Consider the following 24962-nt stretch of genomic DNA (forward strand, 5'->3'; position numbering starts at 1 on the left):
TTACCCCTTAACGCTTGGCTTTCTTGTCTGCCACGTGCCCACGATATGTGCGGGTACCGGCAAACTCGCCTAGTTTATGGCCGACCATGTCTTCGTTCACAAGAACTGGGACATGTTGACGACCGTTATGCACAGCAATGGTCAAACCGACCATTTGCGGCAGGATCATAGAACGGCGCGACCAGGTCTTAACTGGTTTGCGATCGTTCTTTTCCGCCGCCACTTCGATCTTCTTCAGTAGGTGAAGATCAATAAAAGGACCTTTTTTCAGAGAACGTGGCACTGTCGTATCCCTCTATTTACTTGCGACGACGGACGATCATTTTGTCGGTACGCTTATTACCACGAGTCTTCGCGCCCTTAGTCGGGAAGCCCCACGGCGATACCGGATGACGACCACCAGAGGTACGACCTTCACCACCACCATGTGGGTGGTCAACCGGGTTCATGGCAACACCACGAACGGTTGGGCGAACGCCACGCCAGCGTTTGGCACCAGCTTTACCTAATGAACGCAGGCTATGCTCGGAGTTCGAGACTTCGCCAAGCGTTGCACGGCATTCAGCCAATACTTTACGCATTTCACCAGAGCGAAGACGCAGGGTCACGTAGACACCATCACGCGCTACCAGCTGAGCCGAAGCACCAGCGGAACGTGCGATTTGCGCGCCTTTACCCGGCTTCAACTCGATGCCGTGTACGGTGCTACCAACTGGAATGTTACGCAGTTGAAGAGCGTTGCCCGGCTTGATCGGTGCCAAAGCACCTGCGATCAGCTGGTCGCCAGCACTAACGCCTTTAGGGGCGATGATGTAGCGGCGCTCGCCGTCTGCGTACAACAGCAGTGCGATGTGAGCAGTACGGTTTGGATCGTATTCAATTCGCTCAACAGTGGCACTGATGCCATCTTTGTCGTTGCGACGGAAATCGACCAGACGATAATGCTGCTTATGACCACCACCAATGTGACGCGTGGTAATACGGCCATTGTTGTTACGACCACCAGTCTTCGATTTCTTCTCGAGCAGCGGTGCGTGAGGAGCGCCTTTATGCAGCTCCTGATTGACCACCTTGACCACGAAACGGCGGCCAGGGGAAGTCGGTTTGCATTTAACGATTGCCATGATGCACCCCTTCCTTACTCAGCACTGCTGCTGAAATCGAGATCTTGGCCCGGTTGAAGGGAGATAACTGCCTTCTTCCAGTCATTACGCTTGCCCAGACCGCGAGCCGTGCGCTTGCTCTTACCCAGAACATTCAGGGTAGTAACGCGCTCCACTTTCACGCTGAACAGGCTTTCGACGGCCTTCTTGATTTCCAGCTTGGTTGCGTCAGTTGCAACCTTGAAAACAAACTGGCCTTTCTTGTCAGCCAGAACCGTGGCCTTCTCGGAAACGTGCGGGCCAAGTAGAACTTTAAATACGCGTTCCTGGTTCATCCCAGCAGCTCCTCGAATTTCTTCACGGCCGACACAGTGATCAACACTTTGTCGTATGCGATCAGACTAACTGGGTCGGAACCTTGGACGTCACGTACATCTACGTGCGGAAGGTTGCGAGCAGCCAGGTACAGATTCTGGTCAACAGCATCGGACACGATCAGAACATCGGTCAGACCCATGCCATTCAGCTTGTTCAGCAGATCCTTGGTTTTCGGTGCTTCAACAACGAAGTCCTGAACCACGACCAGACGGTCAGTACGAACCAGCTCGGCAAGGATGGAGCGCAATGCTGCGCGATACATCTTCTTGTTAAGCTTCTGAGAGTGGTCTTGTGGACGAGCTGCGAAAGTAGTACCACCGCCACGCCAGATTGGGCTACGAATAGTACCGGCACGAGCACGGCCAGTACCTTTCTGACGCCAAGGGCGCTTACCGCCACCAGAAACGTCGGAACGGGTCTTCTGCGCCTTGCTACCCTGACGGCCGCCGGCCATGTAGGCCACGACTGCTTGGTGTACCAGTGTTTCGTTGAACTCGCCGCCAAATGTCAGTTCGGAAACTTCGATCGCTTGAGCGTCATTTACATTTAATTGCATGTCAGCTTCCCCTTAACCGCGAGCCTTGGCTGCCGGACGTACAACCAGGTTGCCGCCAGTAGCGCCAGGAACAGCACCCTTGACCAACAACAGATTGCGTTCAGCGTCCACGCGCACCACCTCCAAGGACTGCACGGTCACGCGCTCAGCGCCCATATGACCGGACATTTTTTTGCCCTTGAATACACGACCAGGAGTCTGGCACTGGCCGATAGAGCCTGGGACGCGGTGGGATACGGAGTTGCCGTGAGTATTGTCTTGGCCACGGAAATTATGGCGTTTGATAGTACCCTGGAAACCTTTACCCTTGGACTGACCGGTCACATCGACCATCTGCCCAGCGGCGAAGATTTCTGCATTGATTACGTCGCCAGCCTGGTAGTCGCCTTCTTCAAGACGGAACTCCCAAACACCGCGACCAGCAGCAACGTTCGCTTTAGCGAAGTGACCTGCTTGAGCAGCAGTCACACGCGAAGCACGACGCACACCGACAGTAACTTGCACTGCACGATAGCCATCGGTTTCTTCGGTTTTAAACTGGGTGACGCGATTCGGCTCGATCTCAATGACCGTAACCGGAATGGAGACACCTTCTTCGGTGAAAATACGGGTCATACCGCATTTACGACCGACTACACCAATAGTCATGTTGTAAACCTCATGAGTGTACGGGGCTTTCACCCGCTATGGCCGCCCATTTCAGAGCGTTACACGACTAAGACCGAGTCTTAGCCGAGGCTGATCTGTACTTCCACACCGGCCGCAAGGTCTAGCTTCATAAGTGCGTCTACGGTTTTATCCGTAGGCTGGACGATGTCCAGAACGCGCTTGTGAGTGCGGATCTCATACTGGTCGCGCGCGTCTTTGTTGACGTGCGGAGAAACCAGAACAGTGAACCGCTCTTTACGGGTAGGGAGTGGAATCGGACCACGCACTTGTGCACCAGTACGTTTCGCGGTTTCCACGATTTCCTGGGTAGATTGGTCGATCAGACGATGGTCAAAAGCCTTCAACCTGATACGGATTTGCTGATTTTGCATTGGATTTCAGACTCCCAGCTGCTGTTCCCACCGAGCGCAATACGCCCGTTAAAAGGAGGCGCAATTCTATAGACGCTCCCACATAGTGTCAACCCAATAAAAAAGCCCCCGCAAGCGGGGGCTTTTTCGACAGATCATCGATTACGCGATGATCTTGGCTACGACGCCAGCGCCGACGGTACGACCGCCTTCACGGATAGCGAAACGCAGGCCATCTTCCATCGCAATGGTCTTGATCAGCGTAACAACCATTTTGATGTTGTCGCCAGGCATAACCATTTCAACGCCTTCTGGCAATTCGCAGTTACCGGTCACGTCAGTTGTACGGAAGTAGAACTGCGGACGGTAGCCTTTGAAGAAAGGAGTATGACGACCGCCTTCTTCTTTGCTCAGAATGTAAACTTCAGCTTCGAACGTAGTGTGCGGCTTAACCGAACCCGGCTTAACCAGAACCTGGCCACGCTCTACGTCGTCACGCTTGGTACCGCGCAACAGAACGCCGCAGTTTTCGCCTGCACGGCCTTCGTCGAGCAGCTTACGGAACATTTCAACGCCAGTGCAGGTGGTGACAACAGTGTCACGCAGACCAACAATTTCCAGCGAATCTTGAATCTTAACGATACCGCGCTCGATACGACCAGTCACAACAGTACCGCGACCAGAGATCGAGAATACGTCTTCGATCGGCATCAGGAACGGCTTGTCGATAACACGGATTGGATCTGGGATGTAAGTATCCAGAGTCTCAACCAATTTACGAACAGCAGTGGTGCCCATCTCGTTGTCATCTTGACCATTCAACGCCATCAGCGCCGAGCCAATGATGATCGGAGTGTCGTCGCCCGGGAAGTCGTAAGTGCTCAGCAGATCGCGCACTTCCATCTCAACCAGCTCTAACAGCTCAGCGTCATCGACCATGTCAGCCTTGTTCAGGAAGACAACGATGTACGGAACGCCAACCTGACGGGACAGCAGGATGTGCTCACGAGTTTGCGGCATCGGACCATCAGCAGCCGAACAAACCAGAATTGCGCCATCCATCTGCGCAGCACCGGTGATCATGTTCTTCACATAGTCAGCGTGACCTGGGCAGTCAACGTGAGCGTAGTGACGAATCTTTGAGTTGTACTCAACGTGTGCGGTATTGATGGTGATACCACGAGCCTTCTCTTCCGGAGCACTGTCGATTTTATCGAAAGCAACAACGGCGCTACCGAAGATTTCGGAGCAAACACGGGTCAGTGCAGCAGTCAACGTGGTTTTGCCATGGTCAACGTGACCGATGGTGCCAACGTTTACGTGCGGTAAATCACGTACAAATTTTTCTTTAGCCACGACAATTAACTCCTAGCCTAAAGGGGCTGAATCAGCCTTGTTTTTTAGTGACAGCTTCGACGATATGCGACGGAGCTACATCGTATTTTTTGAATTCCATAGAGTAGCTTGCGCGACCCTGGGACATCGAGCGAACGTCGGTCGCATAACCGAACATCTCACCCAACGGAACCTCGGCACGAATCACTTTGCCGGAAACCGTGTCTTCCATTCCCAAGATCATGCCGCGACGACGGTTCAGGTCACCCATCACGTCACCCATATAGTCTTCAGGCGTCACAACTTCTACTGCCATGACTGGCTCAAGCAGAACGCCACCGCCCTTGGAAGCCAATTGCTTGGTCGCCATGGAAGCAGCCACCCTGAACGCCATCTCGTTTGAGTCGACGTCATGGTAAGAACCATCGAACACAGTAGCCTTCAGGCCGATGAGCGGATAGCCGGCAACAACGCCGTTCTTCATCTGCTCTTCGATACCCTTCTGGATAGCCGGGATGAATTCCTTAGGAACCACACCACCCACTACTTCGTTCACAAATTGCAGACCTTCCTGACCTTCGTCAGCCGGTGCAAAACGGATCCAGCAGTGGCCGAACTGACCACGACCGCCAGACTGGCGCACGAACTTGCCTTCGATCTCACAGGCCTTCGTGATTTTCTCACGGTAGGAAACCTGAGGCTTACCGATGTTGGCTTCGACGTTGAACTCACGGCGCATCCGATCTACCAGAATGTCCAGGTGCAACTCGCCCATGCCAGAGATGATCGTTTGACCAGTCTCTTCATCAGTTTTGACGCGGAAAGATGGATCTTCCTGAGCAAGCTTGCCCAAAGCGATACCCATTTTTTCCTGGTCATCCTTGGTCTTCGGCTCAACGGCAACCGAAATAACCGGTTCCGGGAAGTCCATACGAACAAGAATGATCGGCTTATCAGCCGAACAAAGGGTGTCACCCGTGGTGACGTCCTTCATACCAATCAAGGCCGCGATGTCACCAGCGCGCACTTCCTTGATTTCTTCACGGGTGTTCGCATGCATTTGCACCATACGACCAACACGCTCTTTCTTGCCCTTGACCGAGTTGATCACGCCGTCGCCGGAGCTCAACACGCCCGAGTAAACGCGCACGAAAGTCAGAGTACCCACGAATGGGTCAGTAGCAATTTTGAAAGCCAGAGCCGAGAACGGTTCTGTATCGTCTGCATGACGCTCCATTGCGACTTCTTCATCATCAGGATCGGAACCCTTGATGGCTGGAATATCGGCTGGAGCCGGCAGGAAGTCGATGACAGCATCAAGAACCAAAGGAACACCCTTGTTCTTGAAAGAAGAGCCACAGACAGCAAGGACGATCTCGCCAGCGATAGTACGCTGACGCAGAGCAGCCTTGATCTCATCGATAGTCAGCTGCTCCTCATTGAGGTACTTGTCCATCAGCTCTTCAGAAGCTTCGGCAGCAGCCTGGACCATGTTGTCGCGCCATTCAGCAGCGAGTTCAAGCATGTCCGCAGGAATTGCTTCGCGACGAGGAGCGGCACCTTTGTCAGCATCATCCCAGTAAACCGCTTCCATGTTGATCAGATCAACCTGACCCTGGAAGTTGTCTTCTGCACCGATAGCCAACTGGATCGGCACCGGAGTGTGACCCAGGCGCTTTTTGATCTGCTCAACCACACGCAGGAAGTTCGCACCAGCACGGTCCATCTTGTTTACATAAACAAGACGTGGAACGCCGTACTTGTTGGCTTGACGCCATACGGTTTCCGACTGAGGCTCAACACCCGAGGTGCCACAGAACACAACTACCGCGCCATCAAGTACGCGAAGCGAACGCTCAACTTCAATGGTGAAGTCAACGTGGCCCGGGGTATCGATGATGTTAAAACGATACTTGTCGAACTGCTTGGCAGAGCCGGCCCAGAAGGCCGTGGTCGCAGCGGAGGTGATAGTAATACCACGCTCCTGCTCCTGCACCATCCAGTCCATGGTCGCGGCGCCGTCATGCACCTCGCCCATTTTATGGTTTACGCCGGTGTAAAAAAGGACGCGCTCAGTGGTGGTGGTTTTACCAGCATCCACGTGAGCAACGATACCAATGTTACGGTAGCGGTTAATCGGAGTAGTACGAGCCATAAAGCCCTCGCAAAATTAGTGACGCTAAAATTAGAAGCGGTAGTGCGAGAAAGCCTTGTTGGCTTCAGCCATACGGTGCACGTCTTCACGCTTCTTAACTGCAGCACCTTTACCTTCAGCAGCGTCCATCAATTCACCAGCCAAACGCAGTGCCATAGACTTTTCGCCACGCTTGCGCGCGAAGTCTACAAGCCAGCGCATTGCCAGAGCATTACGACGGGACGGGCGAACTTCAACAGGAACCTGGTAGGTAGCACCGCCTACACGGCGCGACTTCACTTCGACCAGCGGAGCGATGGCGTCGAGAGCTTTCTCGAAGATTTCCAGGGGATCGCTGTTCTTGCGTTCTTTAACTTTTTCCAGCGCGCCATAAACGATACGTTCGGCAACGGCTTTCTTGCCGCTTTCCATAACGTGGTTCATGAACTTGGCCAAGATCTGGCTGCCGTATTTTGGATCGTCAAGCACATCGCGCTTGGCTGCTACGCGTCTTCTTGGCATGGATAAGCCCTCAAACGGTCTTCAGGTTAGCTCGGGACTACTACTCTCTTGCGAGGCGCGCCCGACCTTACTCTTATCGACTCAGAAAAATAGAAATCTGCAATTTACTACTAAGCGTCAAATTACTTCTTCGGACGCTTGGTACCGTATTTCGAGCGACCTTGGTTACGACCTTTAACACCGGAAGTATCCAGGGAGCCACGAACGGTGTGGTAACGGACACCTGGCAAGTCTTTTACGCGACCGCCACGAATCAATACAACACTGTGTTCTTGAAGGTTGTGACCTTCACCACCGATATACGAGGAAACCTCGAAACCGTTGGTCAGGCGCACACGACATACTTTACGCAATGCCGAGTTAGGTTTTTTCGGCGTAGTGGTATACACGCGAGTGCATACGCCACGACGCTGCGGGCAGTTCTGCAGCGCAGGTACGTCGGATTTCTCGACGATACGCTTACGCGGCTGACGTACCAGCTGGTTAATCGTTGCCATCTTAAGCTCCACTGTTGTCTTTCGACGCTATTGCTTTACGAAAAAGCAAGATGGCAGGACATCAGTCCCGCCAAATTTAGGGGTACAAGAGTCTAAAGAGGATCTTGCCCCCAGTCAAGACAAAGCCCCAGCATCCCTGACCATCAAGACAGCAGAGATATCTCTGCAGCTTTAGGCCGAAAATGCCAGGGCTCTACTCTCAATTACCGCTGGAGTTCAACGCTTCGGTCAGTGCTGCTTCCACTTCACTCGCGCTAACACGCATCGGCTTGTCTGCTTCACGACGACGCTTACGCTCGCTGTGATAAGCCAGACCAGTACCGGCCGGAATCAAACGACCCACGACCACGTTCTCTTTCAGACCACGCAGGTAATCGCGCTTGCCAGTCACCGCCGCTTCGGTTAGCACGCGGGTTGTCTCCTGGAAGGAGGCCGCAGAGATAAACGACTCGGTGGACAGCGATGCCTTGGTAATACCCAGCAATACACGGGTGAACTTGGAAACGAATTTCTCGTCCGCGCTCAGACGCTCATTCTCTACCAGAACGTGCGTCAACTCCATCTGATCGCCTTTGATGAACGTGGAATCGCCAGACTCAGCGATCTCAACTTTACGCAACATCTGACGAAGAATCGTCTCGATGTGCTTATCGTTGATTTTCACGCCCTGCAGACGATAGACGTCCTGAATCTCGTTAACGATGTACTTAGCCAGCGCACTCACACCCAGCAAACGCAAGATGTCGTGTGGATCGCTAGGACCGTCGGAGATAACTTCGCCGCGGTTCACTTGCTCGCCTTCGAAGACGTTCAGGTGACGCCACTTTGGAATGAGCTCCTCATACGGATCGCTACCGTCATTCGGGGTAATAACCAAACGGCGCTTGCCTTTGGTCTCCTTACCGAATGCGATGGTGCCGCTGACTTCAGCCAAGATCGAGGCTTCTTTCGGACGACGAGCTTCAAACAAGTCAGCTACGCGGGGCAGACCACCCGTGATGTCGCGAGTTTTCGAGGTTTCTTGCGGGATACGAGCGATAACATCACCGATCGCAACCTGCACACCATCCGCTACACCGACTAAGGCGTTGGCTGGTAGGAAGTACTGAGCCGGTACGTCTGTACCCGGCAGCAGAAGGTCCTTGCCATCCACACCCACCATCTTAACGGCAGGACGGATATCTTTACCGGCTGCAGGACGGTCTTTGGCGTCGAGAACTTCGATGTTGGTCATACCGGTCAATTCGTCGGTCTGACGCTTGATCGTGATGCCTTCTTCCATGCCCACGTAGGTCACGGTACCTTTCATCTCGGTGACGATTGGGTGAGTGTGCGGATCCCACTTGGCCACGATAGCGCCAGCGTCGACCTTGTCACCCTCTTTAACCGAAATCACGGCACCGTAAGGCAGCTTGTAACGCTCGCGCTCACGACCGTAGTCATCAGCGATCGCCAGCTCACCCGAACGGGATACCGCAACCAGGCAACCATCTACCCGCTCAACGTGCTTCAGGTTATGCAGACGGACGGTACCGCCATTCTTAACCTGAACGCTGTCAGCAGCGGAGGTCCGGCTTGCCGCACCACCGATGTGGAACGTACGCATGGTCAGCTGCGTACCTGGCTCACCGATAGACTGAGCGGCAATAACGCCGACCGCTTCACCGATGTTGACCTGATGTCCGCGAGCCAAATCACGGCCGTAGCATTTGGCGCAAATACCGAAACGGGTTTCGCAGCTGATCGGCGAACGCACGATCACTTCATCGATGCTGTTCAGCTCGATGAACTCAACCCATTTCTCGTCAACCAATGTGCCAGCAGGAACGATGATGTCATCGGTACCCGGCTTGAATACGTCGCGGGCGATTACTCGACCCAATACGCGCTCACCCAATGGCTCAACAACGTCACCGCCTTCAATGTGAGGCGTCATCAGCAGACCATGTTCGGTACCGCAATCAACCTCGGTAACAACAAGATCCTGTGCGACGTCCACCAGACGACGAGTCAGATAACCGGAGTTCGCAGTTTTCAACGCGGTATCCGCCAAACCCTTGCGAGCACCGTGAGTAGAGATGAAGTACTGAAGTACGCTCAAACCTTCACGGAAGTTCGCGGTGATCGGCGTTTCAATGATCGAGCCGTCTGGCTTGGCCATCAAACCACGCATACCTGCAAGCTGACGAATCTGTGCAGCCGAACCCCGGGCGCCGGAGTCAGCCATCATGTACATCGAGTTGAACGACTCTTGGTCAACCTCGACGCCGTGACGGTCGATAACGCGCTCTTTCGAGAGGTTCGACATCATCGCCTTCGACACTTCGTCGTTAGCCTTGGACCAAAGGTCGATTACCTTGTTGTACTTCTCGCCCTGGGTTACCAGGCCTGATGCGTACTGGGCTTCGATTTCTTTAACTTCGTCGGTAGCAGCTTCGATGATGCGAGCTTTTTCATCAGGGATAACGAAGTCGTTAACGCCGATGGAGACACCCGAAATGGTCGAATAAGCAAAACCGGTGTACATCAATTGGTCAGCGAAAATTACGGTTTCTTTCAAACCAACCACGCGATAGCACTGGTTGATCAGTTTAGAGATCGCTTTTTTCTTCATCGGCTGGTTGACCACGTCATACGACAGGCCGGCCGGGACCACTTGGAACAACAGCGCACGGCCGACAGTGGTGTCGACGATACGGGTGTTCTTGACGCTACCGCCGTCACGATCGTTAACCGTTTCGTGGATGCGGACTTTGACTTTGGCATGCAGCGCAGCTTCGCCGGCGCGGAATACACGGTCAACTTCCTGCAGATCCGCGAACACTCGGCCCTCGCCCTTGGCGTTGATCGCTTCACGAGTCATGTAGTACAGACCCAATACAACGTCCTGCGACGGGACGATGATCGGCTCACCGTTGGCTGGCGACAGGATGTTGTTGGTCGACATCATCAGCGCACGCGCTTCGAGCTGAGCTTCCAGCGTCAACGGTACGTGAACGGCCATCTGGTCGCCGTCGAAGTCGGCGTTGTACGCAGCGCAGACCAACGGGTGAAGCTGGATAGCTTTACCCTCGATCAGAACCGGTTCAAACGCTTGGATACCCAGACGGTGAAGAGTTGGTGCACGGTTGAGCAACACCGGGTGTTCGCGAATGACTTCAGCGAGAACGTCCCAAACTTCTGGCAATTCACGCTCAACCATTTTCTTGGCGGCTTTAATGGTGGTGGCGAGACCACGCATTTCCAACTTGCCAAAAATGAACGGTTTAAACAGCTCAAGAGCCATTTTCTTAGGCAGACCGCACTGGTGCAGACGCAGGGTCGGGCCTACGGTAATTACCGAACGACCCGAGTAGTCAACACGCTTGCCGAGCAAGTTCTGACGGAAACGACCCTGCTTACCCTTGATCATGTCAGCCAAGGATTTCAGAGGACGCTTGTTGGAACCGGTAATCGCGCGACCGCGACGACCGTTGTCGAGCAGTGCATCGACCGCTTCCTGCAACATACGCTTTTCGTTACGCACGATGATGTCCGGAGCGGACAGATCAAGCAGACGCTTCAAGCGGTTGTTACGGTTGATTACTCGACGATACAGATCGTTAAGATCAGATGTAGCGAAACGACCGCCATCAAGCGGAACCAAAGGACGCAGATCTGGCGGCAGAACCGGCAGAACGGTCAGAACCATCCACTCAGGAAGGTTGCCGGAACCTTGGAAGGCTTCCATCAACTTCAGGCGCTTGGACAGCTTTTTGATTTTGGTTTCGGAGTTGGTTTGCGGAATTTCTTCGCGCAGACGGCCAATCTCGTGCTCCAGATCGATAGCGTGCAGCAGTTCACGGACAGCTTCAGCACCCATACGGGCATCGAAGTCATCGCCGAACTCTTCGAGCGCTTCAAAATACTGCTCGTCGTTGAGCAACTGCCCTTTTTCAAGGGTGGTCATGCCTGGATCGATAACGACATAGCTCTCGAAATAGAGAACGCGTTCGATATCACGCAGGGTCATGTCCATCAGCAAGCCGATACGGGACGGCAGCGATTTCAAGAACCAGATGTGTGCAACTGGCGAGGCCAGTTCGATGTGAGCCATACGCTCGCGACGAACTTTTGCCAGTGCGACTTCAACGCCACACTTCTCGCAGATTACACCGCGGTGCTTCAAGCGCTTGTACTTACCGCACAAGCACTCGTAATCCTTGACCGGGCCAAAGATCTTGGCGCAGAACAGGCCGTCACGCTCAGGCTTGAACGTACGGTAGTTGATGGTTTCCGGCTTTTTAACTTCACCGAACGACCACGAACGGATCATCTCAGGCGATGCCAATCCAATGCGGATGGCGTCGAACTCTTCGACTTGACCCTGGTTTTTCAGCAAATTCAATAGGTCTTTCAAGGCCTTTCCTCCTGGCGGAGCAGGGAGCAGGCAATACCGCCCTACCCCCAATTCGCGTCACGTGTTATTCGGTTTCCAGATCGATATCGATACCGAGCGAACGAATTTCTTTGATCAGTACGTTGAAAGACTCGGGCATGCCCGGCTCCATACGGTGATCGCCGTCCACGATGTTTTTGTACATCTTGGTCCGACCGTTCACATCGTCCGACTTCACTGTGAGCATTTCTTGCAGAGTGTAAGCCGCGCCGTATGCTTCCAGCGCCCACACTTCCATCTCCCCGAAACGCTGACCACCGAACTGAGCCTTACCACCCAGCGGCTGCTGGGTAACCAGGCTGTAAGAACCAGTGGAACGCGCGTGCATCTTGTCGTCCACCAAGTGGTTCAGCTTCAGCATGTACATGTAGCCAACAGTGACCGGACGCTCAAACTTGTTACCGGTACGACCGTCGAACAGCTGCATCTGGCCACTTTCTGGCATATCTGCCAGTTTCAGCATGGCCTTGATTTCGCTTTCCTTGGCACCGTCGAAGACCGGCGTAGCCATTGGAACGCCGCCACGAAGGTTCTTCGCGAGATCCAGAATTTCTTTATCGGACAGATCTTCCAGACTTTCTTGGCGACCGCCGATTTCGTTGTAGATCTCGTTCAAGAACTTACGCAGGTCTGCAACTTTACGCTGCTCTTCCAGCATGCGGTTGATCTTCTCGCCCAAACCTTTAGCTGCAAGGCCAAGGTGAGTCTCAAGGATCTGACCGACGTTCATACGCGAAGGTACGCCCAGCGGGTTGAGGACGATATCTACCGGGGTGCCATTGGCATCGTGCGGCATGTCTTCAACTGGCATGATTACGGAAACCACACCTTTGTTACCGTGGCGACCGGCCATCTTGTCGCCCGGCTGGATGCGGCGACGGATTGCCAAGTAAACCTTAACGATTTTCAGAACGCCAGGTGCCAGATCATCGCCTTGCTGCAGCTTGCGCTTCTTGTCTTCGAACTTGTCGTCCAGAAGGCGGCGACGATCAACGATATAAGCTTGGGCTTTTTCGAGTTGATCGTTCAGAGCATCCTCAACCATGCGCAGTTTGAACCACTGACCATGCTCAAGACCGTCGAGTGTTTCGTCGGTGATGTCCTGACCTTTCTTCAGACCTGCGCCGCCTTCAGCCTTACGGCCAACCAAAGCGGAACGCAGACGTTCAAAAGTTGCGCCTTCAACGATGCGGAACTCTTCGTTCAAGTCTTTGCGAATTTCATCGAGTTGGGTCTTCTCGATCGACAGGGCACGAGCATCACGCTCAACACCATCACGAGTAAACACTTGAACGTCGATAACAGTACCCTTGGTACCGGTAGGTACGCGCAGGGAAGTGTCCTTAACGTCGCTCGCTTTCTCGCCGAAGATTGCACGCAACAGTTTCTCTTCCGGGGTCAGCTGAGTCTCGCCTTTCGGAGTGACTTTACCAACCAGGATGTCGCCTGCGCCTACTTCAGCACCTACATAGACAATACCGGCTTCATCAAGCTTGTTCAGTGCAGCTTCACCCACGTTAGGGATGTCTGCAGTGATTTCCTCAGGCCCAAGCTTGGTGTCACGGGCCACACAGGTCAGTTCCTGAATGTGGATCGTGGTGAAACGGTCTTCTTGGACTACACGCTCCGAAAGGAGGATGGAGTCTTCGAAGTTGTAACCGTTCCATGCCATGAACGCGATGCGCATGTTCTGACCAAGTGCCAGCTCACCCATATCGGTGGATGGACCGTCAGCCATGATGTCGCTGCGCTCAACTCGATCACCCTTGCTCACCAGCGGGCGCTGGTTGATGCAGGTGTTCTGGTTGGAGCGGGTGTATTTGGTCAGGTTATAGATGTCTACGCCGGCTTCACCAGTTTCAACTTCATCATCAGCAACACGAACCACAATACGGCTAGCATCTACCGAATCGATCACGCCGCCGCGACGAGCAACAACACAAACGCCTGAGTCACGAGCAACGTTACGCTCCATCCCGGTGCCGACCAACGGCTTATCGGAACGCAGGGTCGGTACTGCTTGGCGCTGCATGTTCGAACCCATCAACGCACGGTTGGCGTCATCGTGTTCAAGGAACGGGATCAACGAGGCTGCAACCGAAACTACCTGCTTCGGCGAAACGTCCATCAGCGTGACGTCTTCCGGCGCCTTGACGGTGAATTCGTTGAGGTGACGTACCGCAACCAATTCATCAACCAGGTGACCGGTTTCGTTCATTGTCGCCGAAGCTTGAGCGATAACGTGATCCGCTTCTTCAATTGCCGACAGGAAAACGATCTCGTCAGTTACCAGCGCGTCTTTAACAACACGGTATGGGCTTTCGAGGAAGCCATACTTGTTGGTACGCGCATAGGCCGCCAATGAGTTGATCAGGCCGATGTTCGGACCTTCTGGCGTTTCAATCGGGCATACACGACCGTAGTGAGTAGGGTGTACGTCACGAACTTCAAAACCAGCACGCTCACGAGTCAAACCGCCGGGGCCGAGCGCTGAAACACGACGCTTGTGGGTGATCTCTGACAGCGGGTTGTTCTGGTCCATGAACTGCGAAAGCTGGCTGGAACCGAAGAACTCCTTCACCGCTGCCGCAACCGGCTTGGCGTTGATCAGGTCCTGCGGCATCAAGCCTTCGCTTTCCGCCATCGACAAGCGCTCTTTAACTGCACGCTCTACACGCACCAGACCTACACGGAACTGGTTTTCAGCCATTTCGCCAACGCAACGAACACGACGGTTACCCAAGTGGTCGATGTCGTCGACAATGCCTTTGCCGTTACGGATATCAACCAGAGTCTTGAGGACGGCGACGATATCTTCTTTGCACAACACGCCCGAACCTTCGATCTCGGTACGACCGATACGACGGTTGAACTTCATCCGGCCGACCGCAGACAGGTCGTAACGCTCAGGGCTGAAGAACAGGTTGTTGAATAGCGTTTCGGCTGCATCTTTTGTTGGTGGCTCGCCAGGACGCATCATCCGATAGATTTCGACCAGCGCTTCCAATTGGTTGCTGGTGGAGTCTATTTTCAGCGTATCCGAGACGAACGGTCCGCAGTCGATATCGTTGGTGTACAACGTTTCGATACGGACAACCTGAGATTTGGCGATTTTTGCAAGAATCTCAGTGTTCAGTTCAGTGTTGCATTCAGCGATGATTTCGCCAGTCGCAGGGTGCACGATGACCTTGGCGGTAGTACGACCCAAGACATAGTCCAGAGGCACTTCCAGCTCTTTGATCCCGGCTTTTTCCATCTGGTTAACATGGCGAGCGGTAATCCGTCGGCCTTGCTCGACAATGACCTTGCCTTTGTCATCCAGAATATCCAATACCGCAATTTCACCACGAAGGCGCTGAGGAATCAGCTCCAAATTCAGGTTTTCACCCTGCACGTGGAAGATGTTGGTGGTGTAGAACGCATCGAGCACTTGCTCAGTCGTGTAGCCGAGTGCGCGCAACAATACGGACGCAGGCAGCTTACGACGACGGTCGATACGAACAAACACGCAGTCTTTCGGATCGAACTCGAAGTCCAACCACGAACCACGGTAAGGAATAATACGCGCGGAATAGAGCAGTTTACCGGAGCTGTGCGTTTTGCCGCGGTCGTGATCGAAGAACACGCCCGGGGAACGGTGCAACTGGGAAACGATTACGCGCTCGGTACCGTTGATTACGAAGGTACCGTTTTCAGTCATCAGGGGGATTTCACCCATGTAGACTTCTTGCTCTTTGATGTCCTTGATCGCTTTGTTCGACGATTCTTTGTCGAAAATGATTAAACGAACCTTGACCCGCAAAGGCACAGCGTAAGTCACACCGCGCAGCACGCACTCTTTGACATCAAATGCCGGTTCGCCCAAGCGATAACCCACATACTCCAGCGCAGCATTGCCGGAGTAGCTGATGATCGGGAAAACGGATTTGAAGGCTGCATGCAGACCGACGTCGCGGAACCCATCTTTGGTTGCTCCCGCTTGCAAGAATTCGCGATACGAATCCAGCTGGATGGCCAATAGATACGGCACATCCATTACGTCCGGCAACTTGCTAAAGTCCTTGCGGATACGTTTTTTCTCAGTATATGAGTAAGCCATCAGCGTTCCCCAGCTTGGTCACCTGCTTGTTTGGCTCCTCCCGACGGGAGCAACCAGAAAATCGTGCAAACCCCTTGGTCTGCACCACCACATCGGGTGGGTCTTGCACGCTATAGATGCCGACCAGGCCGGCGATCTATAACGGAAAAAGGCCGGTGGCAAAAGCCACCAGCCATCAGCCTTTTGCTTTACGCTTGGGCTGGAGACACAAGTCGATGCTTACTTCAGCTCGACTTTAGCGCCTGCTTCTTCCAGTGCAGCTTTAGCTTTGTCAGCAGCGTCTTTCGATACTGCTTCCAGAACCAACGAGCCAGCACCAGCATCAACTACTGCTTTGGCTTCTTTCAGGCCAAGACCAGTCAATTCACGTACAGCCTTGATCACGTTGACTTTTTTGTCGCCAGTTTCAGTCAGGATCACGTTGAATTCAGTCTGCTCTTCTGCTACGGCAGCAACAGCAGCTGGACCAGCGGAACCGGCAGCAGCAGTAACGCCAAATTTTTCTTCGAAAGCTTTGATCAGCTCAACAACCTGCAGTACGGACATTTCGCCTACAGCGTTGAGGATATCGTCTTGAGAGATAGACATGACTCTAATTCCTAATTGGGGGACGGCCTACATGACCATCAAAATAAACAAAAAAGCGCGAGAGAAAGTGCTCAGCTTTAAGCTGCGGCCGCTTCTTTTTGCTCGCGAATAGCCGCCAGAGTACGAGCCAATTTGCTGGTAGCGCCTTGAATCACGCTCATCAGCTGAGAAATTGCTTCGTTACGGGTCGGCAGAGTTGCCAGTACGTCGATCTGATTAGCTGCGAGGTACTTGCCCTCAAACGCAGCTGCCTTGATCTCGAACTTATCCTGACCCTTCGCAAATTCTTTGAACAAACGAGCAGCAGCGCCCGGATGTTCGTTGGAGAATGCGATCAAGGTCGGGCCCGTGAACACGTCGTTGAGAACACTGTATTCAGTGTCAGCAACTGCGCGCTTAAGCAGCGTGTTACGTACTACTCGTACATAAACGCCGGCTTCACGAGCCTCTTTACGGAGTCCGGTCATAGCGCTAACTGTCACACCACGGGCATCAGCCACGACAGCAGACAGAGCAGCTTTGGCAGCCTTGTTGACTTCAGCGACGATGGCCTTCTTGTCTTCAAGTTTAATTGCCACGGGTTTAACTCCTGCTTGTTACCGTTTCATCCAACCGGAGCCGGATGTCGTTTTGGTGTCTGATTCGGTAAGGAACCGGGAGCACCATCTGCGTAGGCTTGAGGTTTAAGACTCGCGCCGCCTACGGTCTTGGATAGCCCCCGCCAGGCAGGGACCCCAATTTTCATGGATGCAGTGCAACACACCCATTGTGTCTTACGCGTCCAACGACCCTTGGTCGATGATCAAACCTGGGCCCATAGTAGTGCTCAGGGTAACGCGCTTGACGTAAATACCTTTCGAAGAAGCTGGCTTGATACGCTTCAAATCAGCGATCAGCGCTTCTACGTTTTCCTTCAGCTTGGTAGCGTCGAAACCGACTTTACCAACTGAGGTGTGGATGATGCCGTTTTTGTCGGTGCGATAACGAACCTGACCAGCTTTTGCGTTTTTAACGGCAGTAGCTACGTCGGGGGTTACGGTACCAACTTTAGGGTTAGGCATCAGGCCGCGTGGGCCGAGGATCTGACCCAACTGACCAACAACCCGCATCGCGTCCGGGGAGGCAATAACAACGTCGAAGTTCAAGTTGCCTGCTTTCATTTCGGCAGCCAAGTCGTCCATACCAACGCGATCAGCGCCGGCAGCCAAAGCAGCCTCAGCAGCTGGGCCCTGAGTAAACACTGCAACGCGAACGGTCTTGCCAGTGCCGTGTGGCAGCACAGTAGCGCTACGAACAACTTGGTCAGACTTACGCGGATCAACGCCAAGGTTTACAGCGATATCCACGGATTCGCTGAATTTGACAGTCGACAATTCGGTCAGCAACGCAGCAGCATCTACGAAGTTATAGGCTTTGCCCGCTTCGATTTTGCCGGCGATAGTTTTTTGGCGCTTAGTTAGCTTAGCCATTACACACCCTCCACGTTAAGGCCCATGCTACGAGCAGAACCGGCGATGGTACGCACGGCTGCATCCATATCAGCTGCAGTCAGATCCGCATTTTTTGCTTTTGCGATATCTTCCAGCTGAGCACGAGTAACGGTGCCAACCTTAACGGTGTTTGGACGAGCTGAACCGCTAGTCAAACCGGCAGCCTTCTTCAGCAATACTGAGGCTGGCGTGCTTTTCGTTTCGAAAGTAAAGCTGCGGTCACTGTAAACAGTGATAATCACGGGAGTCGGCAAACCCGGCTCAATACCCTGAGTACGGGCGTTGAACGCTTTGCAGAATTCCATGATATTGACGCCGTGCTGACCCAACGCAGGACCAACAGGCGGGCTAGGGTTAGCTTGAGCGGCTTTCACTTGCAGCTTGATGTAAGCGGTAATTTTCTTGGCCATGAGGCACTCCAATTACGGGTTCAGACGCCTAAATTAGGCTCCCCGGTTACTTGCGCGTATATCCCAGTGACGACAAAACCCCACAGCCTAGGGCTGCGGGGTATGGGACTTTCGTTCATCTATGCCTTTTCGACCTGGCTAAACTCAAGCTCTACAGGAGTAGAGCGACCAAAAATGAGAACTGCCACTTGAATTCGGCTCTTTTCATAATTAACTTCTTCTACGGTGCCGTTAAAATCAGCAAACGGCCCGTCGGTGACACGAACAACCTCACCCGGTTCGAAAAGTGTTTTAGGCTTCGGCTTATCGCTGCCGTCTGCAACACGGCGCAGAATCGCCTCTGCCTCTTTATCAGTAATCGGCGCAGGCTTATCAGCTGTACCGCCAATAAAACCCATCACTCGAGGAGTATCCTTGACTAAGTGCCAAGTACCCTCATTCATGTCCATCTGGACCAGTACATAACCTGGGAAAAATTTACGCTCACTCTTGCGTTTCTGGCCGTTACGCATCTCAACCACTTCTTCAGTGGGAACCAGAATCTCGCCGAAGCCATCTTCCATACCAGCCAGTTTCACACGCTCCAATAAAGAGCGCATGACATGCTTCTCATAACCCGAGTAGGCATGCACTACGTACCAACGCTTAGCCACGGGACACCCTTAGCCGACGATCGAGGAAACAAGCCAACCGAGCAGGGAATCTAAACCCCACAGCAGCAGCGCCATAACCAAAACAACAGCCACCACAATCAGTGTGGTCTGCGTAGTTTCTTGGCGAGTAGGCCAAACAACTTTACGAATCTCGGCACGAGCTTCCGTTGCCAAAACGAAGAAAGCCTTACCTTTAGCCGTCTGCAAACCTACAAATGCCGCAGCAGCAGCAATAGCCAGCAATACGAGCACGCGGTACAGGATCGGTTCCGCTGAGTAGTACTGATTACCGACAACGCCAACAACTACCAAAGCGCCAACAAGCAGCCATTTAGGTAGATCAAAGCGAGAGTCTTGGGCTTCAGCCTTAGGAGTCATCTACGAGGATCCTGTGAAAAGAAAGCCAGATTACACCGAGTGAATCTGGCAGGTCAGGAGGGAATCGAACCCCCAACCTACGGTTTTGGAGACCGTCGCTCTGCCAATTGAGCTACTGACCTAAAAGCAAAATTAGGCCGACCATTATGCCGACCCAACGAGAGTTTTTCAACCACTTACGCAACATTTTCCGCACGAATCTAAAATGTCAGCGGAGCAAACTTGATACCCGACGCAAATCAGCCCATCATTGCCGACCAAAACAGTCTAACAAACGCTCTACTCCGAACTGCGGCACTAAAACACTGGAGTCGCACCGCAGCAAGTAGCCATCGACCTTATAAATCCGAAACAAACCGAAAACATGCAACACTTAAAACAAAGGCAGATATTTTCATATCTGCCTTAGTAATGGAGCTCTTGAGCAGATTCGAACTGCTGACCTCACCCTTACCAAGGGTGTGCTCTACCAACTGAGCTACAAGAGCAAACACATGCATAAACAAAAAACTTGGAGCGGGTAGCGGGAATCGAACCCGCATCATCAGCTTGGAAGGCTGAGGTTTTACCACTAAACTATACCCGCAGAGCTTATGATTACGCTCAAATTTGGTGGAGGGGGAAGGATTCGAACCTTCGAAGTCGTAGACGTCAGATTTACAGTCTGATCCCTTTGGCCGCTCGGGAACCCCTCCTGAACGAGGCAGCATTTTCAACTCATGCTACCCTTCTGTCAACCTTTTTCTCATTAAAAACCTGAGGTTACATACGCTGACAACTGCGACACCGCTTTCGCGATCATTCTCTCACTGCGAAGCGGGCGCCATCATATGCAAACTAGTCGATAGTTGCAATGCCCTTACAAGACATTATTTTCTGTTTTAGCTGCGTAAAATCTTGAGCAAGCTCTTGAATCAAACTGTCGTCAATTAGTCGTCGATTGGCGGGCAGGATTTTCAACCAAAAAGTGGCATTGAAGTCTCCTTCTAGAGAGACCGGCTGTGACTGTATGTCTAGACTGGTTAAGCGCTGCTCAACTGAGAGCACATCTTTTTGATTAGTAAATCCGCCTAAATAGAGGCATTTGTCATCGCCCTTACCAGCTGAATCCGATTCGCTGAGGAGCCTAATATCTTGCTGAGACCCTTTGTATAGTGAGAATGGGATTATCTCCTTTGCACGCAAAGGCGCTTCTTGCTGATGCCAGAGGTAATAAAATGAATTTAGCACCAGCAATAAAAGAAATATCCAGCGCATACACACCTCAATTCAGCGGGCAAGCCAATGCCAGTCCAACAAAAACCAAATCAGGCAATACTCGCGCAAATGGCAAAATATCTTGGACCAAGATAGCGTCTCCACCTGTCACAAAAACGGAGAAATCTTCGCCCCAATACTTCTTAGCCATATCTAACTGCGTCAGCACAAAACCTTTCAACATAAGCGAACAACCGCGCTCAACAGCCTCCGCAGTTGAACGACCTGGCGCGAAGCTCGCAAGGGCAGCATGTGCGGTATCGCCGCTGTAGCGAATACGCCGGGTATGGGTCCGCAGCTGACTGCGCATAAGCGGCGCACCGGGGCAAATAAAACCTCCCAGGTGTAGGCCACCTGGAGAAACAAAATCCGAAGTTATTGCCGTACCTAAATCGATGACCAAGCAGGCACCCGCGGCGAGTTGGAAGGCGCCAACCAGGGCAAGCCACCGGTCAAGACCCAATCGCTCGTATTCGTCATAGCCATTGGTAACGCCTGCCAGGTGCTCGGTCGAGGAGGCCTTAATAATCTTTACCGCAAATGTGACAGACAACACCGCGACCAATAACTCTGTCTCCTCATCACTGCGCACACTTACAAGCCGACACCCGAAGAGACTTAATTCTTTTACTAACTTAACAGCCTGCAGTAAAGCGGCATTAGAATCGACTATCCCGCCAGCAACCACCTCAGTACCGTTCAGCAAAACCACTCGCCATTTTATGAAACTGTTTCCGCAATCAAGCTCAAGAATCATCACGTAGCCTCAGACTAATCTCGCCACCACTGAAAATCTTTTCTTCTCCCGCGACCTCAAGCCGCAAAGCTCCGCGCACGTCAACCCCCAAAACCACTCCGTCGATTTGGTTCGCCGCTGTCAGCAGCGTTACAGTGCGACCCTGCCAAAGATGGTTTTTCTCCCAGTCAGCCTGCACTGCAGTGAAACCGTTTTTCAGATGCATATCGAAGTAATGCTCAAGCGAGCGATTAAGGCGAGCGATTAAGTCGTTCCGATCCGTTAGAGCACCGGTCTCTAGCCGGACAGAGGTCCATCCTTGATCTACTTCTGGCGCAGTTTGCATATTCACGTTGATTCCCACACCAACTACCACATGGCAAATATCTGCAGGGTCACCCACCAGCTCTAAAAGAACACCCGCCAACTTTCGCTGTCCTACGAGGATATCGTTTGGCCATTTTAGGCCAGCACCCTTGACCCCAACCTCACGCAGGACATGCAATACCGCCAGACCCACTAACAAGCTCAGACCTTCAAGCTGACGCATACCACCTTCAACTCTTAAAGCAAGACTGTAGTAAATATTCTCAGCAAAAGGACTTACCCATGTTCTTCCGCGCCGACCTCTACCAGCAGTTTGCCGCTCGGCAAGCACTAGGATCGGCATTTGGTGTCCATGCGAAATCAAACGCATTGCTTCTGCGTTGGTTGAATCAACGGAATCAAAAATTAACATCGGCCATTCCGGAGAAAAGCCCCGCCCCAGGATTTTATCTTGACTCAACAACGAAATAGGATTTGCCAGACGATACCCTTTACCTCTCACCTTATGGATTTCAATTCCCAGTTCAGCCTCAAGCTGCTGGAGCTGCTTCCAAACCGCGCTACGACTGACCCCTAAAGCATTCCCTAATGCCTGCCCTGAATGAAAAGCGCCATCCTTGAGAAGTTTTAACAACGTTAGCATGCGGATATCGCCTAACAGTGAGGCACGCATAATAACTATGCACACCGTTAATGCATAGAAACCACAGCGCCTTTAATTTGCACAAACAAAACCCCTGAACGCGTAAGCGATCAGGGGTTCTGGAATTTAATCTTGACGATGACCTACTCTCACATGGGGAAACCCCACACTACCATCGGCGATGCATCGTTTCACTACTGAGTTCGGGATGGGATCAGGTGGTTCCAATGCTCTATGGTCGTCAAGAAATTCAGTAGCCGACCCGCGTATCCCTTTCAGGACGCCCGGTTCAGCGAATGGGGATGTGATAGATCTGTGGGTTTGCCAATTTTCGGTTGTGTCGTCTTCACACACCTCAATCTGCTTCATCGCAAATTGCTTGGGTGTTATATGGTCAAGCCTCACGGGCAATTAGTATGGGTTAGCTCAATGCCTCACAGCACTTACACACCCCACCTATCAACGTCGTAGTCTTCGACGGCCCTTCAGGGGACTCAAGGTCCCAGTGAGATCTCATCTTGAGGCTAGTTTCCCGCTTAGATGCTTTCAGCGGTTATCTATTCCGAACATAGCTACCCGGCAATGCCACTGGCGTGACAACCGGAACACCAGAGGTTCGTCCACTCCGGTCCTCTCGTACTAGGAGCAGCCCCTCTCAAATCTCAAACGTCCACGGCAGATAGGGACCGAACTGTCTCACGACGTTCTAAACCCAGCTCGCGTACCACTTTAAATGGCGAACAGCCATACCCTTGGGACCGGCTTCAGCCCCAGGATGTGATGAGCCGACATCGAGGTGCCAAACACCGCCGTCGATATGAACTCTTGGGCGGTATCAGCCTGTTATCCCCGGAGTACCTTTTATCCGTTGAGCGATGGCCCTTCCATACAGAACCACCGGATCACTAAGACCTACTTTCGTACCTGCTCGACGTGTCTGTCTCGCAGTCAAGCGCGCTTTTGCCTTTATACTCTACGACCGATTTCCGACCGGTCTGAGCGCACCTTCGTACTCCTCCGTTACTCTTTAGGAGGAGACCGCCCCAGTCAAACTACCCACCATACACTGTCCTCGATCCGGATAACGGACCTGAGTTAGAACCTCAAAGTTGCCAGGGTGGTATTTCAAGGTTGGCTCCACGCAGACTGGCGTCCACGCTTCAAAGCCTCCCACCTATCCTACACAAGCAAATTCAAAGTCCAGTGCAAAGCTATAGTAAAGGTTCACGGGGTCTTTCCGTCTAGCCGCGGATACACTGCATCTTCACAGCGATTTCAATTTCACTGAGTCTCGGGTGGAGACAGCGCCGCCATCGTTACGCCATTCGTGCAGGTCGGAACTTACCCGACAAGGAATTTCGCTACCTTAGGACCGTTATAGTTACGGCCGCCGTTTACCGGGGCTTCGATCAAGAGCTTCGCGTTAGCTAACCCCATCAATTAACCTTCCGGCACCGGGCAGGCGTCACACCCTATACGTCCACTTTCGTGTTTGCAGAGTGCTGTGTTTTTAATAAACAGTCGCAGCGGCCTGGTATCTTCGACCGGCGTGGGCTTACGCAGTAAATGCTTCACCCTCACCGGCGCACCTTCTCCCGAAGTTACGGTGCCATTTTGCCTAGTTCCTTCACCCGAGTTCTCTCAAGCGCCTTGGTATTCTCTACCCAACCACCTGTGTCGGTTTGGGGTACGGTTCCTGGTTACCTGAAGCTTAGAAGCTTTTCTTGGAAGCATGGCATCAACCACTTCATGTGCCTAAGCACACTCGTCATCAGCTCTCGGCCTTAGAATCCCGGATTTACCTAAGATTCCAGCCTACCACCTTAAACTTGGACTACCAACGCCAAGCTGGCCTAGCCTTCTCCGTCCCTCCATCGCAATAACCAGAAGTACAGGAATATTAACCTGTTTTCCATCGACTACGCTTTTCAGCCTCGCCTTAGGGACCGACTAACCCTGCGTCGATTAACGTTGCGCAGGAAACCTTGGTCTTTCGGCGTGGGTGTTTTTCACACCCATTATCGTTACTCATGTCAGCATTCGCACTTCTGATACCTCCAGCAAGCTTCTCAACTCACCTTCACAGGCTTACAGAACGCTCCTCTACCGCATCACCTAAGTGATACCCGTAGCTTCGGTGCATGGTTTGAGCCCCGTTACATCTTCCGCGCAGGCCGACTCGACTAGTGAGCTATTACGCTTTCTTTAAAGGGTGGCTGCTTCTAAGCCAACCTCCTAGCTGTCTAAGCCTTCCCACATCGTTTCCCACTTAACCATGACTTTGGGACCTTAGCTGACGGTCTGGGTTGTTTCCCTTTTCACGACGGACGTTAGCACCCGCCGTGTGTCTCCCATGCTCGGCACTTGTAGGTATTCGGAGTTTGCATCGGGTTGGTAAA

General features: G+C 52.7%; 21 protein-coding genes, 4 tRNA genes and 2 rRNA genes (1 of these 27 cut by a window edge). All 27 read right to left on the reverse strand.

The window, feature by feature from the left end; translation table 11 throughout:
• Window positions 1-7: 7 nt before the first annotated feature.
• Entirely contained in the window at window positions 8-283 is a 276-nt protein-coding gene (gene rpsS, locus RGW60_RS16560; RefSeq protein WP_002555486.1) for a 30S ribosomal protein S19, read from the reverse strand.
• Between the two features lie 16 nt (window positions 284-299).
• Complete coding sequence (gene rplB / locus RGW60_RS16565) at window positions 300-1124, reverse strand: 50S ribosomal protein L2 (RefSeq protein WP_322166334.1); 825 nt, start codon at window positions 1122-1124, stop codon at window positions 300-302.
• A gap of 14 nt (window positions 1125-1138) precedes the next feature.
• A complete protein-coding gene (gene rplW, locus RGW60_RS16570) occupies window positions 1139-1438 on the reverse strand; it encodes a 50S ribosomal protein L23 (RefSeq protein ID WP_002555488.1) in 300 nt (99 codons plus the stop codon).
• Window positions 1435-2037: a 50S ribosomal protein L4 gene (gene rplD, locus RGW60_RS16575; RefSeq protein WP_219062785.1), complete on the reverse strand. Its 603-nt coding sequence runs from the start codon at window positions 2035-2037 to the stop codon at window positions 1435-1437. The genes rplW and rplD overlap by 4 nt, the downstream gene beginning before the upstream one ends.
• Before the next feature lie 12 nt (window positions 2038-2049).
• Window positions 2050-2685: a 50S ribosomal protein L3 gene (rplC, locus tag RGW60_RS16580; RefSeq protein WP_219062787.1), complete on the reverse strand. Its 636-nt coding sequence runs from the start codon at window positions 2683-2685 to the stop codon at window positions 2050-2052.
• Window positions 2686-2765: 80 nt separating this feature from the next.
• Window positions 2766-3077 carry a 30S ribosomal protein S10 gene (gene rpsJ / locus RGW60_RS16585; protein ID WP_003186070.1) on the reverse strand — a complete coding sequence of 104 codons (312 nt, stop codon included), beginning with the start codon at window positions 3075-3077 and terminating at the stop codon, window positions 2766-2768.
• A 141-nt stretch (window positions 3078-3218) separates the two neighbouring features.
• Entirely contained in the window at window positions 3219-4412 is a 1194-nt protein-coding gene (gene tuf, locus RGW60_RS16590) for an elongation factor Tu (protein ID WP_322166335.1), read from the reverse strand.
• 31 nt (window positions 4413-4443) lie between these two features.
• A complete protein-coding gene (fusA, locus tag RGW60_RS16595) occupies window positions 4444-6546 on the reverse strand; it encodes an elongation factor G (RefSeq protein ID WP_322205597.1) in 2103 nt (700 codons plus the stop codon).
• 30 nt (window positions 6547-6576) lie between these two features.
• The gene (rpsG, locus tag RGW60_RS16600) at window positions 6577-7047 is read right to left on the reverse strand and encodes a 30S ribosomal protein S7 (RefSeq protein ID WP_003400433.1); all 471 of its coding nucleotides are present in this window, start codon (window positions 7045-7047) and stop codon (window positions 6577-6579) included.
• Window positions 7048-7169: 122 nt separating this feature from the next.
• Window positions 7170-7544 carry a 30S ribosomal protein S12 gene (rpsL, locus tag RGW60_RS16605; protein ID WP_213879453.1) on the reverse strand — a complete coding sequence of 125 codons (375 nt, stop codon included), beginning with the start codon at window positions 7542-7544 and terminating at the stop codon, window positions 7170-7172.
• A 199-nt stretch (window positions 7545-7743) separates the two neighbouring features.
• Window positions 7744-11943, reverse strand: a complete 4200-nt coding sequence (gene rpoC, locus RGW60_RS16610) for a DNA-directed RNA polymerase subunit beta' (RefSeq protein WP_322205598.1) — start codon at window positions 11941-11943, stop codon at window positions 7744-7746.
• A gap of 64 nt (window positions 11944-12007) precedes the next feature.
• Window positions 12008-16081, reverse strand: a complete 4074-nt coding sequence (rpoB, locus tag RGW60_RS16615; RefSeq protein WP_322205599.1) for a DNA-directed RNA polymerase subunit beta — start codon at window positions 16079-16081, stop codon at window positions 12008-12010.
• A 219-nt stretch (window positions 16082-16300) separates the two neighbouring features.
• Complete coding sequence (rplL, locus tag RGW60_RS16620; protein ID WP_322205600.1) at window positions 16301-16669, reverse strand: 50S ribosomal protein L7/L12; 369 nt, start codon at window positions 16667-16669, stop codon at window positions 16301-16303.
• 77 nt (window positions 16670-16746) lie between these two features.
• A complete protein-coding gene (rplJ, locus tag RGW60_RS16625; RefSeq protein WP_322166340.1) occupies window positions 16747-17247 on the reverse strand; it encodes a 50S ribosomal protein L10 in 501 nt (166 codons plus the stop codon).
• A 195-nt stretch (window positions 17248-17442) separates the two neighbouring features.
• Window positions 17443-18138 carry a 50S ribosomal protein L1 gene (rplA, locus tag RGW60_RS16630; protein WP_322205602.1) on the reverse strand — a complete coding sequence of 232 codons (696 nt, stop codon included), beginning with the start codon at window positions 18136-18138 and terminating at the stop codon, window positions 17443-17445.
• Window positions 18138-18569 (reverse strand): 50S ribosomal protein L11, encoded by a 432-nt coding sequence (gene rplK, locus RGW60_RS16635; protein WP_065833634.1) that lies wholly within the window; start codon window positions 18567-18569, stop codon window positions 18138-18140. Before rplK ends, rplA begins: the two co-directional genes overlap by 1 nt.
• Window positions 18570-18688: 119 nt before the next feature.
• Window positions 18689-19222, reverse strand: coding sequence for a transcription termination/antitermination protein NusG (nusG, locus tag RGW60_RS16640; protein ID WP_322205604.1), 534 nt, complete (start codon window positions 19220-19222; stop codon window positions 18689-18691).
• 9 nt (window positions 19223-19231) lie between these two features.
• Window positions 19232-19600 carry a preprotein translocase subunit SecE gene (gene secE, locus RGW60_RS16645; protein WP_322205605.1) on the reverse strand — a complete coding sequence of 123 codons (369 nt, stop codon included), beginning with the start codon at window positions 19598-19600 and terminating at the stop codon, window positions 19232-19234.
• A gap of 46 nt (window positions 19601-19646) precedes the next feature.
• Window positions 19647-19722, reverse strand: a tRNA-Trp gene (locus RGW60_RS16650).
• A gap of 290 nt (window positions 19723-20012) precedes the next feature.
• A tRNA-Thr gene (locus RGW60_RS16655) sits at window positions 20013-20088 on the reverse strand.
• Window positions 20089-20112: 24 nt separating this feature from the next.
• Window positions 20113-20186, reverse strand: a tRNA-Gly gene (locus RGW60_RS16660).
• 24 nt (window positions 20187-20210) lie between these two features.
• A tRNA-Tyr gene (locus RGW60_RS16665) sits at window positions 20211-20295 on the reverse strand.
• Window positions 20296-20437: 142 nt separating this feature from the next.
• On the reverse strand, window positions 20438-20857 hold the full coding sequence (locus tag RGW60_RS16670; RefSeq protein ID WP_322205606.1) for a hypothetical protein: 420 nt from the start codon (window positions 20855-20857) through the stop codon (window positions 20438-20440).
• A 7-nt stretch (window positions 20858-20864) separates the two neighbouring features.
• On the reverse strand, window positions 20865-21614 hold the full coding sequence (locus RGW60_RS16675) for a pantothenate kinase (protein ID WP_322205607.1): 750 nt from the start codon (window positions 21612-21614) through the stop codon (window positions 20865-20867).
• Window positions 21604-22563, reverse strand: coding sequence for a bifunctional biotin--[acetyl-CoA-carboxylase] ligase/biotin operon repressor BirA (gene birA, locus RGW60_RS16680; protein ID WP_322206952.1), 960 nt, complete (start codon window positions 22561-22563; stop codon window positions 21604-21606). Before birA ends, RGW60_RS16675 begins: the two co-directional genes overlap by 11 nt.
• 130 nt (window positions 22564-22693) lie before the next feature.
• Window positions 22694-22809: ribosomal RNA gene (gene rrf / locus RGW60_RS16685) — 5S ribosomal RNA — on the reverse strand.
• Window positions 22810-22953: 144 nt separating this feature from the next.
• Window positions 22954-24962, reverse strand: a 23S ribosomal RNA gene (locus RGW60_RS16690) (it continues 882 nt past the right edge of the window).

The organism is Pseudomonas sp. AB6 (genome assembly GCF_034314105.1).
GTDB lineage: Bacteria > Pseudomonadota > Gammaproteobacteria > Pseudomonadales > Pseudomonadaceae > Aquipseudomonas.